Raw genomic sequence first — 12,906 nt, forward strand, 5'->3', positions numbered from 1 at the left:
GCGGCCGCCGCAGCGGCATGTCCTTGAGGTGATGATGAAACTGCCCCCGCAAGCCGGCGCTTCGTCTGCAAGCCATCCCGACGTGTTCGACGCTTCCTGCTCGGCCAGGCACGCGCTCGAACTGATATCGACGAAATGGGCGATCCTCATCATGTCTGCGCTTGCGGCGGGTCCGATGCGCAATGGCGCGTTGCTGCGCAAGGTCGAGGGCATTTCGCAGAAGATGCTGACCCAGACGCTGAAGGACCTCGAGCGCAACGGGTTGGTGCAGCGTCACGATCAGCAGACGAACCCGCCGCATGTGGAATACAGCCTGAGCGCGGTTGGCCTGTCTCTCAGCGAAACGCTGATCAACCTCGACCGATGGGCGGAGCGGAACTTTCCGGAGCTGGACCGCTTCAGGGAAAAATACGATACGGCCGCGAGCGAGGCAAAGGCAGCCAGACGGCGCAAGATTCGCTTGCCGTAGCGGAAGGATATTGCGCGCCGCGAAGGCGGCTCATGCCCACACGCGGCCCGATCGCGGCGTGTCGATCTGGTAGTCGGAGGTGTGAGCGCTGAAGAAGGTCCGGCCGAAGAGGCGCGCCCGCGCGATCGGGTCGCTTGGATCGCGGTGTATGTCGCTGCGTGCGTTGCCATGGCCGTGCACCACGCCAACGAAGGTCGAGCGCGTGTAGCGGCTGAATTCCTGGAACTGATGCTGCGGACCGGACGAAACGGTGGGGTAGGTCTCTTCCGAGCTGAGGACGAGACCGATCCGTTTTCCGGTCATCTGCGCGACCACGGACGCCGATTGCGGATGCGACGCAGCGACGTAGCAGAACATTCGATCGAAGAAAGCCTTCAACTGCGCAGAGACGCCATACCAGTAGATCGGGCTTGCGGCGATGAAGCCGTCAGCGGGTAGGTAGGAACCGAAGAACGCCCGCCGGAAACCGTCGTCGATCCCGCACTCGCCATCGGGCATGCGACACTGGCGACAGTCTCGAAGCAGCGCTGACAGGATGTCGTCGGCGTGCACCGTCTCGACCTCGTGGCCAGCTTCCAGTAGGCCTTCGGCCACGGCATTCGCCATTGTCGCCGAGTTTCCGTCGCGTCGCGGGCTGGAGCAGAGAACCATTGCCTTCATCGATATCATCCTCAAACAACGGGTAAGCTGGAAAGTGAAACTCCAGGGCTTTGCTGCAGGCGTATCGGGCGCAGGGGCCGCCTTACAAGTACGCACCTTGGGGTGCCTATGTCGCGGGCTCTTCCGCTATTCGGTTCCGCGTGAAAGCGGGGCAAAGGCGGTCGCCTTGATTTCCACCAAGCCGCCCTCCGGGTTCAGTTCCGCGACGGCCAGTTCGACACATGCCGGGTAGGGCGCCGGGAAAAATTCGTCCCGGACCTCGGCGATCGTGGCGAGCTGACCGCCCTTGTCGAGCGCCAGCCGATCGCTGCCGAACACATGGAACATCTGCAATTCCACAACATCGCCAAGACCCGCCTGAGACGCTCCCAACAGTTGCGCCATGAGCGTGAACACATGGCGCAGTTCGGCGCGGAACTGCTCGGCATCCATCGGCGTCGGCTGCCGGTTGCAGGCGACAATGCCCGACAGAAAAACAAAGTCTCCGGCGCGCCGCGCCGGAGCGTAGTGGAATTGATCGACATCGTCCTTGAGCACGGCAGGCACGACGACCTGGCCTGTTGTTGTCGCATGTGTGTGAATGGTGACGATGTTTTGATCCTTCATGGTTTTCTCTTTCAGGATTGTTTGTGGGGTGCGCGTCTTAGGGGCGTCCGCTATGAGAGCGCGACCATCGATGGGGCGATGAGGGCCTGCAATTCGTCCCTTGTGGCGCCGTCGCGCGCCTGCATCGAGAGGCCCTGCATGATCGTGGCGTAGTACCTGGCCAAACCCTGGACGTCGGCCGATGGCGGCAGATCACCCTCGGCGACGCCGCGCCGCAGCCGGACAAGAACTTGGTGTCCGGTCTCCTTGCGAATCTGTCTGAGAAGGTCGCGCAGCGGCAGGGAGTCGGTCTGGCAATTGACCACGCCGAGGATCAGCAGGCAGCCACCCGATTGCGGAGCGCCGAGAGCCGAGTCGATGCTGGCCGATAGCATCGCAGCGATCGCCTCGCGGGCCGTCTTACCGGCATCGAGTGCGCGCCGGGTGCCCGAACCGACGGTTTCGAGATAAAGATCGACCGCCTCGCGAAAGGCTGCGTCCTTGGAGCCGAACGCGGCATAAAAGCTCGGAGGCGTGATCCCGAGCGCGGCAGTCAGGTCGTTGAGCTGGGTCGCCTCATAGCCCTTCGACCAAAACACTTCCATGATCAGGCGAAGCGCGTGATCGCGGTCAAAACTTCGCGGTCGTCCGCGGATCGCCATGATGTTCGTCCGTCGTGAGTGATTTATGTAGTGATATTTATATAAATAGCCCTGCGCGGGAAACAAGCGGACGCGCGGATTTTATGTAGTCAGGATTATAGAATTCAGGATCGGAGCAAATGGCAAGAAGGGGCCGCGGATGCGAGCGGGGGGCGCCGCGTTCGCCCCATGGGGCTCAATTCAGGCCCAGGATCTCGCGCAGGTTCACATTCTCTCCATCGGACTGGGTGTCCAGCGACGCTTTCAGTTGGCCTATCCGCTCGCGGACAAGGGCAAGTGCGCGTGCCGCATCTCCATCTGTCAGGCGCGCGAGGATCTGCCTGGAGTAATCCGATTGCCTGCCTGCCGGTTGCACGCTCTGGTGAAGCGAAAGTGCGAGCGCGAGGCAGGAGGCGTTTCGTTCCCATTCTCTGGCAAGCGTCCCGTTGCCATGAACCAGGCAAAGCAGGCTTCCAAACTCGATGTCGAACCGGCGCAGAAGTCGGAAATCATGGGCCGCCTCGGCCTTTTCTTCCGCCTTGGCGTGTTGCGCGATCCGGTCGAACTGGGAGGCGGCGATGGATGCGTGGTTCTTCGCGATTTTCTCGACGACGAATGTCTGCAGCGCCTCGCTCATTTCAAGCATTTCAAAAGCCGATTGCAGCGATGGGGATGCGACGTAGGCGCCCTTGTTGGGCGGCAGGAAAACCAGCCCGTCCTGTTCCATGATCATCAGAACCTTGCGCATGACCGTGCGGCTGATCCCGTAGATGTCACACATCACGAGCTCTTCCAGCTTGACACCTGGCTTCAGCTTGCGGTCGATGATGGCGTTCCAAAGGTCAACGTGGATCTTCGCCTCGATGCCACTCAAGGATGTACTTTGCATCAATGCGGCATCTTCGCTCTGCAAGGCGGGAGAGAGGTAGTTGAACTTTGGCATCCGGGACCCGATTTCCGTAAGGCGTTCGATAAGCTTTACATGGTTCAGCAGCAGCAAATCAATCGCTGTCGGATGTATTGCGCCAAACTGTATCGATGGATTCCGATTGCGAGATGGGAGGAAGACTATCCAGGTGGCGTGGTTTCGGATCGAGTGAATGGGCGAAACACGGGAAGCTTTGCTGAAAGGTCAACGAAAATACGCCCGCAACCGATGCAGATTGCGGGCATATTGTCTTTAGTTACTCTCTTCCGTTAGAAGCTACGCTGCAGGCGGACGAAGCCCGAAACGTAGTCGTCGTTCTTGGACTTGCTGTCCTTGAAGGTGTTATTGTAGTCGACCTTGACGTAATTTACGGTTGTACGGACATCAAGGCCTTCGGTGATCTTGTAGTCTGCCGTGACGCCGACCTTCCACGCATTGCCGTTGCCAAAGCTTTCGTTGGGCGATGCAGCGCCTCTCCAGGCCGCGTTGAAGAGAACGTTCCGGCGCAGATCGCCGAAATACTGAGCGCCGGGCGTGATCGCCAGTCTGTCAGTGACGTTGAGGCGATAGGAGGCCGCAACGCTCCACTTGGACGTGGACCAGTAGGAGTTCGGGTCCGACGACCAGACGGCAAAGCCCTGGAGCACGCCCGGGCCGAGATCTGCCGACACCAGGCCGCGGATGGCGCCCTGCTTCACCTCGGTGTCGTAACCGCCGAGCAGGTCGAAGGATGCGCTGCCGAGCGAGACCGAAACGATGCCTTCGACGCCAACCCCGTTGTTCTTCGAGGTTAGGCCTTCGAGCTCGTCGATGGCGATACCTGCCTGGAACGCGCCGGCGTCATAGGTGTAGGAGATGGAGTTGAAGACGGTCGTGTCGTTGCCGCTGATGTCGGTTTCGCCGTTCAGACCCTTGTCCCACCAGCTGGCGAAGTGGCCAGCACGCAAGCCCGCGAGCTGGATGTAGGCTTCGTCGAGCTTGAAGTTGTTGTGGGCGTCGTTGTCGGTATCGGCCTGAATGGCGATGTAGCTGGTGAGCGCGCCGTATTCCGTATCGTTCTTCGCCTCGAGGATCAGCTGCGCGCGGGCAAAAGCATCCCAGTCGGAAGTCGACTGCTTGCCTTCCCAGCGACCAGCGCTTTCGCGCGGACCGAAGTTCGTCTGGAAGCGTACATAGCCGCCGATGCGCAGGCAGGTTTCGGTTCCGGGAATGTAGAAGAAGCCGGTGCCGAATGCGTCGCAGACACGGACATATTCCGTCGGTTCCGGCTCGGCCGCTATGATTGCGTCTGCCGCCTGGACGCTGGACGTCGCCGCGATCGCGGCAGCCGATCCCAAAAGTATGCTTTTCATCGTCATGGGAAAATCCCTCTCATTGTTCGATCAGGCAAGACGGCCGCATTACCCCATCGATGTGGATCCGCGACCTGCTTGCTTCGCGCTGTGGTTGTTGGCGCCACCCGATTTTCGGCTGGCCAGCGCATGCAATCGGGTATCACGATTTTTCCAAAAGTGAATTCATAAAATTCATAATCTCAATTCAAATATGCAGCATGATCGATCCATATTGCAAAATTGCTACATATTAGCGTTTCGCGACACTGAATTCTGCTGGTGGGGCTTTTGCTTTCACCGTGGCTCCAATCGCAATTGAGATTCTTATGTTTATGTATTGACTTTAAATCGTGCGGTGTTAGAAGGACGCTGCCTTGAGAAGAAGGCGATCTCCAAGTGGTCAACGCCGCCAGTCCATCCCTGCGACTGGCGGCGTTCGCTTTTGGCTCCGCGGCAACGCGAATCGCCTCGCCTTGGCACGTTGCTGGAGCGGCGCATGCGGGCGGCAGACGGCTCTGGTCATCGCCCGACGCTGCAGATCGACGAGGGCAGGCAGCAAGAGCTGCCCGAAAGATGGCGTCCGGTTTCCGCAACGGTTGTGCCGGTTCTAATTGGAAAGCTTCGGGATCGGGCAGGCGTTGTGCTGGTGGAGCGCGAACGCCCGGACACGACTGCAACCGCAGCCGTGTGGGCGGAAGCCGTCTTTTCAGCCCAGGCGGTCTACGGCCATTCGGGCGTGCTCATAGGGGCTGTAGCATTCGGATCCCTGCAGGCGCGCGACGATGGCTATGGGATCCCATATCGGCCTAGTTTGCGCCGTAAAAAGATCGGCAGACAGACGATGATCCTGTGCCTTGAAGTGGCCGTCGCGGACGCCGTTCTCGATGATACCTCCGACGATGCCCTGAAGCCGTCGGAGATGTTTGCGGGAGACCGGTCGATCGATGGCGAGAAGCAGGGCTTCGCGGCGAGGCGATGCGGCCGTCAACACGTGCAGGCTCAGGAAGTGCAGGCTGAGGCGGTGCTGGTCGAGGAGGTGGTCGACGAGCTTGTCCGGCGCTTCGACCGGTCGGCGCGCGTTCGCCGTTGCAACGGTAATCCGTTCTTTCAGCACTCTGAGGATGACGGCATCAAGGTGGTGTCCGGCGGTCAAGGTGTTGATGGAGAGCACGCTCGAGATCCCGAATGGTGGCTCTTTACGAGCCGCTGCTGCACATGTCCGGGATCGCAGGGATCCCGACCTTCTGCATGCCATGACCCTACGGCGATGGAGAGATGCCGTGCCGATTGCCAATACTTGGCGAAGCGGCTTGCGGATCGAGTTGCAGTCCGCAACGCAGCTGAAGCTGAAGGTTCATCCTTGACCGATGCATAGCTGGATGACTATGTGTCGTGCATAGCCATTCGGGTATGGGCTCCGTGACCGTGTCGGAGGATCCGACCCGCGATGAACTGACGGAACAGTCGAGGTCCGCGCATGTCTGAGAAGAAAGTCGGAACGAACGCATCGAAAGCTGCTTCCGGTGCGCCAAGGGCAACGAGCGGACGCAAGACGCCGCCGACAAAGTCGGCCGATGGCGTCGTCCTTCTGACCGGCGGCAACCCGCAGATCGCCAAGGGCTATGGAGACGCGCCAATACAGCAATACATCGCTGCGATGCCGGGGTGGAAAAGCGATCTGGGCAAGCGTCTTGACCGGCTGATCGTTGAGGCCGTTCCCGGTGTCGAAAAGGCGGTCAAATGGAACTCTCCCTTTTATGGCATGGAAAAGGATGTCTGGTTCCTCGGCTTTCACTGCATGACGAAATACGTGAAGGTCGCTTTCTTCCGCGGCGCGCAGTTCAGCCCCATGCCGCCCGGCACGTCGAAACAGCCGGATGTGCGCTATCTCGACATCTATGAGGCCGACGAACTCGACGAGGCGCAGTTCCTGGACTGGGTCAAACAAGCCAGCGAGCTACCGGGCGAAAAAATGTAAAGCGTCGCCGCAGCGCGAAGCCGCCGCCGCCCGGAATGGCCAGGCGTGGCTTGCCTCCCCACAGGCGGCACCTCAATCGGCGGGGCCCACCATGAGGACCTGCATGACTGCGGTCATTGCAGGGTCGGTGCCGGCGGCATAGTCGGCAAAGCTCGTCGAGCGCGGGATGTCCGGCTGAAGCGGGCCTGCCGGAACGTCATAGGCGTAATTCAAGAGGAAACAGGTCCTGATCCCCGACAGGCTGCATCCGTGCTCCCAGTCGTGATAGGCCGTCGAATAGCGGATAGTGATCTTCGAGTTCGGCAAAACCGTGCGGCCGCCTTCACCCCAGAACTGCAGCCGGTCTCCCATCGGCTCGCCGACAAGAACTGTGCGCGTGCCGCCGAAATGCCTCAGGCGCGCCGCCGTGCTGATCGCGGCCGAAAACGTGTTTGCGCTGGTCAGCACGAACAGCCGTCCGTCAGGCGGCAGGATGGCCGGGAGCCTTTGCGAGAAATCGGCGGTCAATTCGTAGTTGCCGCCATTGTTGAACCGCAGATCGACGACTGCATTGCGTATGGGCTTTTTCTCCGCTTCATCCAGCATCTTGGCGAGCCCCTGCGACAGGCCCTCCGGCGTGGCATCCCTGATGCGGTTGATCTGGACATAGAGCAGATCGGGCAAGGGGTAGTGGTGCCAAAAATTGGCGTCGGGGCGCGTGAGATAGGCCGGCAGCGTGACGTCGTCGAGCACGTGCCGCCACCCGGCGTCGCGACCGGTCTGCGAAAGGGGACTGAAATCGCGTCGCGGCCAGACATGGGCGTTTAACGGTTCCGGCGCGCCGGGCGTGGCAAGAAGAGGGATCTGCGCGACGTTCCCATCCTTAAGACGGATGAGATAGGCGCTTTCCTGCGAGCTGTCGGCAAGGCCGGCGGCATGGAGGAGTTCCGGCGAAATTGCGATATTGGGGACGAATTCCCTGGCGAGATTGGCGGGTCCGCCGAAATGGGGCCGCAGCGCATCGACAAAGGCCTCCGTCGTCCGTCCATTCACCTCAAGGATCTCTCCGCCCAGAAGGTGCGATTGGTCGCCTGTCGCTGCGATCACGAACAGGCCTTCGGCAAACCAGCCGAGGCGGATCGGAACCGCATTGAAACTGTGGCCGCCGACAAGCCCGACGACACTGGTGTGCCCATTGTCGGCGAGCGCGACCGCCTTTGCAGCCGCCATCGCCAGACCGGCGCGGTCGAGATCGCCGGCCCGTTGTTCGATCGCATCAAGGGAGCCCGTAAACGCCGCCTGGGCGGCTGGCGAGAAGCTTCGGTCAACCTCGATCAGGCGCCGCAGATGGGCAAGGTCCTGCCTGTTGCGTTCCAGTCGCGAAGCTGCGGCCGGAAAGTCGCTCCGGGGATAGCTCTTCAGCGTTGGGTAGAGAATGACGGCAAGCGGCGCGACCACCAGGAGAAGCACGGCGGCCAACGTGATCGATGCAATCCGAACGCCGCGTCGCCGCCAAAACCTCTTGCCGCTCGGTGCCGGACCGTCCTTGCGGTTTTGCGTCTCGTTTCCCATCGATTGCCGCCCCCATCGGCGCGCCTCTTAGAAGCGCGATCCATCCCCACATTCGGCGCTCCCTGCCGGGCCGGCGGCATCACTTCACCATTGCCGCGATCCCTGTTCGGGGCGCGCGGCAATGACGCAGGTCTGGCGATCGGCCAGACAAGACGTAGGAACGGCGGCTCGACAATTCCATGCTCGCCGCCGCGGACAATCAGAAGGCCGGTTCGGTCCCGTATTCGTCGTGCCGCCGGTTCCAGACGTAGGGTTCTGTCTGCGGCCATCCCACGGGAGAGGCTTCCCATGTTTCCTGGCGACCGTAGGGCGTCAGATCCAGATAGGTCCACATGCTGCCGAGATACTCGACGCCACGCGCACCGTTGAAATAGGTGCGGTAGATATGATTGCCGTCCCTGAGGAAGACGCTGACGCCATGGCGCTCGCTGGTTCTTGTCGGGTCATCCGGATCGGCGACCGTGGCTCCCATGTCGTGGTTGAAGTCGCTCGCCAAGGACGAGTACCAAACCGGGTGCTGCCACTGCATCCGGGCCTGGTATTTCTGCAGCGTCTCCAGCGGCGCGCGCGAAATCAGCACGATGGACGTATCGCGTGCGTTGAGATGCGCCGGATGGGTCATCGCGTCCACGACCCAGGAGCAGCCGTCGCAGCCCGCCTTCCATCCGGGCGCGAACATGAAGTGATAGACGATCAGTTGCCGCCGTCCGTCGAAGAGGTCGGCGAGGCTTACCGTGCCTTCGGGCCCCTCGAACGAATAGTCCTTGTCGATCCTGACCATCGGCAAGCGCCGGCGCTCGGCACTCACTTCATCGCGTGCGCGGGTGAGTGCCTTCTCTCTGGCAATCTGTTGTTCGAGTGCGGCTTGCCACTCATCCATTGAAACGATCTTAGGCAGCATTCTCAATCATCTCCCTTTTGGGCGGTTTGCTTGAGGTGTCGGTGCAAGGCTGAACTCCGATCGACGGCATCCAGCCATCAGGCTCGGTTGGAGTGCTCGCGAAAGCTCGCAAACCGGTCTCATCGGCGCCGTCTCCGTTGCGTCCGGTTTCAATATGTTGTGAAAACATAACATGTCAAGCGAGCAGGACGAAGATCTGGTTTTCAAGGCATTGGCTCACCCGCGCAGGCGGTCGATGCTCGATCGTCTCAAGGGCGAGGCGCAGACCACGGGCATGCTCTGCGCGACCTTTTCCGACATGGATCGCTGCACCGTGATGCAGCATCTGAAGGTGCTGGCGGACGCCGACTTGATCATCGTCAGGCGGGCAGGACGCGAGCGCTGGAACTATCTCAATGCGCTGCCGATCAAGCACATTCACGAGCGCTGGATCAGCGACTATGCCGCCCATGTCGTGACCATTCTCGACCGGCTGAAGACTGGCCTCGAAGGGTAAGTCTGAAGATGGTGTGAATTAAGGATCACTTAAACAGTATTCATTTGCGTATAGTTTTCGACAATCGCCAATGTTCTCGCTATTTGAGGGGAGTGATATTTAGTGAAATTACGAGACGCGAAAGAATTTCTACCTTTCTTGGCAGGTGGTTTTGAAAGCGCCGCTTTCATGCTTGCGCTCCACTCGTTCGTTGAGTAGGGAATTCTCGTCGGTTTCCGAAAGGAAATAACAGGGAATTCGCCGCGGCTCGCCGCGAAACGAAACTGCCCCCGCAACTGTAGGCGGCCAGTCCTCTCTCGAAAAATGCCACTGGGCGATGGTCCGGGAAGGCCGAGAGGGAGCCAAGACCCGTCAGTCAGGAGACCTACCGACACCTGTAACTGAACAAGCCGGGCGGGGTGTCCGGGGAGGTTGTCGATGTCGTTGGTCGCGCCACAAGTGCCGGCTGTCGATGTTCTCTTGAACATCGGTTCGATCATTGCGTCCTGGCTCGTCCCCTCCGATCCGCGCGATCAACAGATCGGAGACAATGTGCCATGACCGCTTCGCGTTTCCTGCTTGCCGCCTCTGGCTTCGCCTTCTTCGCCACCGCCGCTGCTGCCGAACCCACCGCCTATCCGCTGACCCTGGACAATTGCGGCGAGACGATCACCTTCGACAAGGCACCGGCGACCTCGGCGACCGTCGGGCAGGCGGCAACCGAGGTTCTCTATTCGCTCGGCCTCGGCGACAAGGTTACGGGCACGTCGGTCTGGTTCAATGACGTGCTGCCGGAATTTGCCGAGGTCAATGCCAAGGTTCCGCGCCTGGCGGACAACGACCCGAGCTTTGAAAGCGTCGTCGCCAAGAAGCCGGGGCTCGTCGCCGTGCAGTTCGTCTGGCACGTCGGCCCCGAAGGGATCGTTGCGACCCGAACCCAGTTCCACGAAGTGGGAATTCCGACCTATGTCCTTCCGGCCGACTGCGTCGCCAAGGACAACTCGGTGGGTGTGGACGGCACGCGAAGCGCGCTCTTCTCGACTGACAGCATCCATCAGGGCGTGCGTGAACTCGCGCAGATCTTCGATGTTCAGGACAAGGGCGAGGCATTCGTCGCAGAACTCGCCAAGCGTGAGGCCGACGCCATCGAGCAGGCCAAGGCGCTCAATTTGAAGGATGTGTCTGCGGCATTCTGGTTCTCCAGCGCGGAGATGGACATCGATCCCTATGTGGCCGGTCGGAAGGGAGCGCCTGCCTACATGATGGATAAGCTCGGCATCCGCAACGTGGTCGGCTCGGACGAAGAATGGCCGGTCGTCGGTTGGGAAACGATCGCCAAGGCCAACCCCACCATGATCGTCATCGCCAAGATGGATCGCCGGCGCTTTCCGGCCGACGACTACCTGAAGAAGATCGAGTTCCTGAAGACCGATCCGGTTGCCAGCCAGATGGATGCGGTGAAGAACAACCGCATCGTCGTCATGGATGCGCACGCGATGGACGCCACGATCAGAACGGTTGCCGGCATCGAAGTTCTCTCAGCTGCGCTTAAGGATTTCGGGTTGGCGAAGTGAAGACCAGCCTCTCGCGGCGCGCCCCTGCTTCCCGGCTTGGCCGGGCAGCCAAGGCGACATTGGCTCTGTTTGCCGCCGTTCTTGCCGGAACCTGCATCGGCGAAACGCCGATACCCGTCTTGACCGTTCTCCAGACCTTGGCGAACAAGATTTTCGGCGCGACCTATGGGCTCGATCCCATCGATGTCGGGATCATCTGGAACTACCGCCTGCCGCGAGTGATCGTTGCCGCCTGCTGCGGGGCGGGCCTCGCGGTTTCGGGCATGGTGCTCCAGTCCCTCCTGCGCAACGCCCTGGCGGATCCCTACCTTCTCGGCATTTCCGCCGGCGCTTCGACCGGCGCAGTGGCCGTCACCGTCGCCGGCCTCGGCGCCGGCGCGGTCTCCATGTCGCTCGGCGCGTTTGTCGGCGCCGTGACCGCTTTCCTCATGGTGGCGATCCTCGCTCGTGCCGCCGGTGGCGGGGTCACCCTGCGCGGAACAGGGCAGATCGTGCTTGCCGGCATCGCCGGATCGCAACTGTTCAACGCACTGACCTCTTTCATCATCACCAAGTCGGCCAATGCGGAGCAGGCGCGCGGCATCATGTTCTGGCTGCTCGGCAACCTCAGCGGAGCGCGGTGGCCGGACGTCTGGCTGGCCGTGCCCGTGGCCCTTGTCGGGCTCGGGGCCTGCATCTGGTACGCCCGTGCGCTCGACGCCTTTTCCTTCGGGGCGGAATCCGCCGCGTCGCTCGGCGTACCCGTGCGCGTCGTCCAGGTGGTGCTGATCGGCCTTACCGCGCTGGTGACGGCCGTGATGGTCAGCATCGTCGGCTCCATCGGCTTCGTCGGGCTCGTCATACCGCATGCGGCCCGCTTCCTGGTTGGCGTGCGCCACGGGCGGCTCGGCCCGGCAACCGCCCTCATCGGGGCGGTCTTTCTGATCGCGGCGGATATCCTGTCGCGGACGATCGTTCCTGGCCAGGTGCTGCCGATCGGCGTGATCACCGCCCTGGTTGGGGCACCGGCCTTTGCCCTGATCCTTATCCGCGGGAGGCGCCGATCATGATCCTGGAAGCACGCGATCTCGGCTGGTCCGTCCGCGGCAAGGCGATCGTTTCCCATGTCGATCTGGCCGTGCGGCAGGGAGAGACACTCGGCCTTGTCGGCCCCAACGGCTCCGGCAAATCGACCTTGATGCGGCTGCTGGCCGGCATCGTCCGGTCGACCTCGGGCGGGGTGCGGATCAACGGGCAGATGCTGCACGCCATGCCGCGCCGCCAGGCTGCCCAATTGATCGCCTTCCTCGAGCAGCAAGCCGAGACGACGGAAGCGATCTCGGTTCGCGATGCGGTTGAACTTGGCCGCACGCCCTGGCTCACGCCGCTGCAGCCCTGGTCGACCGAAGACGACCGGATCGTCAGGCAAGCGCTCGACGATACCGATATGGCGGGATTCGAAAACCGTTCGTGGGCAACACTTTCCGGCGGGGAACGCCAGCGGGTTCACCTGGCGCGTGCCTTGGCGCAACAGCCGCAGGTCCTGTTGCTCGACGAGCCGACAAATCACCTGGATATCCAGCACCAGCTTTCGATCCTGAAGCTGGTGGCTGACCTGCCGATAGCCTCCGTGGTCGCCTTGCACGATCTCAACCAGGCCTTCGGCTGCGACCGCGTCGGCATGATGTCCGCCGGCCGGCTGGTGGCGCTGGGGCGGCCGCGTGAAGTCCTGACCGTCGAACGGATCGCCGCCGTCTTCGGTGTTCGTGCGAGCATCGTCCTCGACCCCGAGGACGGAACCTCCATCTTCCGCTTTCATTCAGCCTAGCAA

At 61.5% G+C, this 12,906-nt stretch carries 14 protein-coding genes and 1 riboswitch; of the genes, 6 read left to right on the top strand and 8 right to left on the bottom strand.

Translation table 11 applies throughout. The features are described 5' to 3' along the window. Positions 1-34 precede the first annotated feature (34 nt). A complete protein-coding gene (locus JVX98_RS30515) occupies positions 35-469 on the top strand; it encodes a helix-turn-helix domain-containing protein (protein ID WP_192449231.1) in 435 nt (144 codons plus the stop codon). 30 nt (positions 470-499) lie between these two features. On the opposite strand, the gene JVX98_RS30520 is transcribed toward JVX98_RS30515, so the two are convergent. From JVX98_RS30520 to JVX98_RS32765, 6 genes are all read right to left on the bottom strand, one after another. Beyond that, positions 500-1,129: a flavodoxin family protein gene (locus JVX98_RS30520; protein ID WP_205239584.1), complete on the bottom strand. Its 630-nt coding sequence runs from the start codon at positions 1,127-1,129 to the stop codon at positions 500-502. Between the two features lie 126 nt (positions 1,130-1,255). Beyond that, positions 1,256-1,735 (bottom strand): Rid family hydrolase, encoded by a 480-nt coding sequence (locus JVX98_RS30525; RefSeq protein ID WP_205239585.1) that lies wholly within the window; start codon positions 1,733-1,735, stop codon positions 1,256-1,258. A 50-nt stretch (positions 1,736-1,785) separates the two neighbouring features. Further along, positions 1,786-2,376 (bottom strand): TetR/AcrR family transcriptional regulator, encoded by a 591-nt coding sequence (locus tag JVX98_RS30530; protein WP_205239587.1) that lies wholly within the window; start codon positions 2,374-2,376, stop codon positions 1,786-1,788. 175 nt (positions 2,377-2,551) lie between these two features. Continuing rightward, the gene (locus tag JVX98_RS30535) at positions 2,552-3,355 is read right to left on the bottom strand and encodes a GntR family transcriptional regulator (protein ID WP_205239588.1); all 804 of its coding nucleotides are present in this window, start codon (positions 3,353-3,355) and stop codon (positions 2,552-2,554) included. A 197-nt stretch (positions 3,356-3,552) separates the two neighbouring features. Next, entirely contained in the window at positions 3,553-4,641 is a 1,089-nt protein-coding gene (locus JVX98_RS30540) for a porin (RefSeq protein WP_205239590.1), read from the bottom strand. Positions 4,642-5,323: 682 nt separating this feature from the next. Further along, the gene (locus tag JVX98_RS32765; protein ID WP_371826584.1) at positions 5,324-5,872 is read right to left on the bottom strand and encodes a hypothetical protein; all 549 of its coding nucleotides are present in this window, start codon (positions 5,870-5,872) and stop codon (positions 5,324-5,326) included. Positions 5,873-6,094: 222 nt separating this feature from the next. On the opposite strand from JVX98_RS32765, the gene JVX98_RS30550 reads away from it, so the two are divergent. Then, positions 6,095-6,595 carry a DUF1801 domain-containing protein gene (locus JVX98_RS30550; RefSeq protein WP_205239593.1) on the top strand — a complete coding sequence of 167 codons (501 nt, stop codon included), beginning with the start codon at positions 6,095-6,097 and terminating at the stop codon, positions 6,593-6,595. Between the two features lie 72 nt (positions 6,596-6,667). On the opposite strand, the gene JVX98_RS30555 is transcribed toward JVX98_RS30550, so the two are convergent. Beyond that, entirely contained in the window at positions 6,668-8,146 is a 1,479-nt protein-coding gene (locus tag JVX98_RS30555) for a hypothetical protein (RefSeq protein ID WP_205239594.1), read from the bottom strand. Positions 8,147-8,345: 199 nt separating this feature from the next. Further along, complete coding sequence (locus JVX98_RS30560) at positions 8,346-9,026, bottom strand: DUF899 domain-containing protein (protein WP_371826585.1); 681 nt, start codon at positions 9,024-9,026, stop codon at positions 8,346-8,348. Positions 9,027-9,219: 193 nt separating this feature from the next. Here JVX98_RS30560 and JVX98_RS30565 point away from each other — a divergent pair, with 193 nt between their 5' ends. From JVX98_RS30565 to JVX98_RS30580, 4 genes are all read left to right on the top strand, one after another. Beyond that, on the top strand, positions 9,220-9,543 hold the full coding sequence (locus JVX98_RS30565; RefSeq protein WP_205239596.1) for a helix-turn-helix transcriptional regulator: 324 nt from the start codon (positions 9,220-9,222) through the stop codon (positions 9,541-9,543). 192 nt (positions 9,544-9,735) lie between these two features. Continuing rightward, positions 9,736-9,930: riboswitch (cobalamin riboswitch) on the top strand. 149 nt (positions 9,931-10,079) lie between these two features. After that, a complete protein-coding gene (locus tag JVX98_RS30570; RefSeq protein ID WP_205239597.1) occupies positions 10,080-11,096 on the top strand; it encodes an ABC transporter substrate-binding protein in 1,017 nt (338 codons plus the stop codon). Continuing rightward, positions 11,093-12,145, top strand: a complete 1,053-nt coding sequence (locus JVX98_RS30575; RefSeq protein ID WP_205239598.1) for an iron ABC transporter permease — start codon at positions 11,093-11,095, stop codon at positions 12,143-12,145. The genes JVX98_RS30570 and JVX98_RS30575 overlap by 4 nt, the downstream gene beginning before the upstream one ends. Continuing rightward, a complete protein-coding gene (locus tag JVX98_RS30580; protein WP_205239599.1) occupies positions 12,142-12,903 on the top strand; it encodes an ABC transporter ATP-binding protein in 762 nt (253 codons plus the stop codon). Before JVX98_RS30575 ends, JVX98_RS30580 begins: the two co-directional genes overlap by 4 nt. The last annotated feature ends 3 nt before the right edge of the window (positions 12,904-12,906 follow it).

Origin of the sequence: Ensifer sp. PDNC004, from assembly GCF_016919405.1 — a bacterium.
Taxonomy (GTDB): domain Bacteria; phylum Pseudomonadota; class Alphaproteobacteria; order Rhizobiales; family Rhizobiaceae; genus Ensifer.

What these genes read in the sequence shown, in the direction of transcription:
- JVX98_RS30515 (WP_192449231.1), top strand. Translation starts at nt 35, where the DNA reads ATGAAACTGCCCCCGCAAGCCGGCGCTTCGTCTGCAAGCCATCCCGAC.
- JVX98_RS30520 (WP_205239584.1), bottom strand. Translation starts at nt 1,129, where the DNA reads ATGAAGGCAATGGTTCTCTGCTCCAGCCCGCGACGCGACGGAAACTCG.
- JVX98_RS30525 (WP_205239585.1), bottom strand. Translation starts at nt 1,735, where the DNA reads ATGAAGGATCAAAACATCGTCACCATTCACACACATGCGACAACAACA.
- JVX98_RS30530 (WP_205239587.1), bottom strand. Translation starts at nt 2,376, where the DNA reads ATGGCGATCCGCGGACGACCGCGAAGTTTTGACCGCGATCACGCGCTT.
- JVX98_RS30540 (WP_205239590.1), bottom strand. Translation starts at nt 4,641, where the DNA reads ATGACGATGAAAAGCATACTTTTGGGATCGGCTGCCGCGATCGCGGCG.
- JVX98_RS32765 (WP_371826584.1), bottom strand. Translation starts at nt 5,872, where the DNA reads ATGGCATGCAGAAGGTCGGGATCCCTGCGATCCCGGACATGTGCAGCA.
- JVX98_RS30550 (WP_205239593.1), top strand. Translation starts at nt 6,095, where the DNA reads ATGTCTGAGAAGAAAGTCGGAACGAACGCATCGAAAGCTGCTTCCGGT.
- JVX98_RS30555 (WP_205239594.1), bottom strand. Translation starts at nt 8,146, where the DNA reads ATGGGAAACGAGACGCAAAACCGCAAGGACGGTCCGGCACCGAGCGGC.
- JVX98_RS30560 (WP_371826585.1), bottom strand. Translation starts at nt 9,026, where the DNA reads ATGGATGAGTGGCAAGCCGCACTCGAACAACAGATTGCCAGAGAGAAG.
- JVX98_RS30565 (WP_205239596.1), top strand. Translation starts at nt 9,220, where the DNA reads ATGTCAAGCGAGCAGGACGAAGATCTGGTTTTCAAGGCATTGGCTCAC.
- JVX98_RS30570 (WP_205239597.1), top strand. Translation starts at nt 10,080, where the DNA reads ATGACCGCTTCGCGTTTCCTGCTTGCCGCCTCTGGCTTCGCCTTCTTC.
- JVX98_RS30580 (WP_205239599.1), top strand. Translation starts at nt 12,142, where the DNA reads ATGATCCTGGAAGCACGCGATCTCGGCTGGTCCGTCCGCGGCAAGGCG.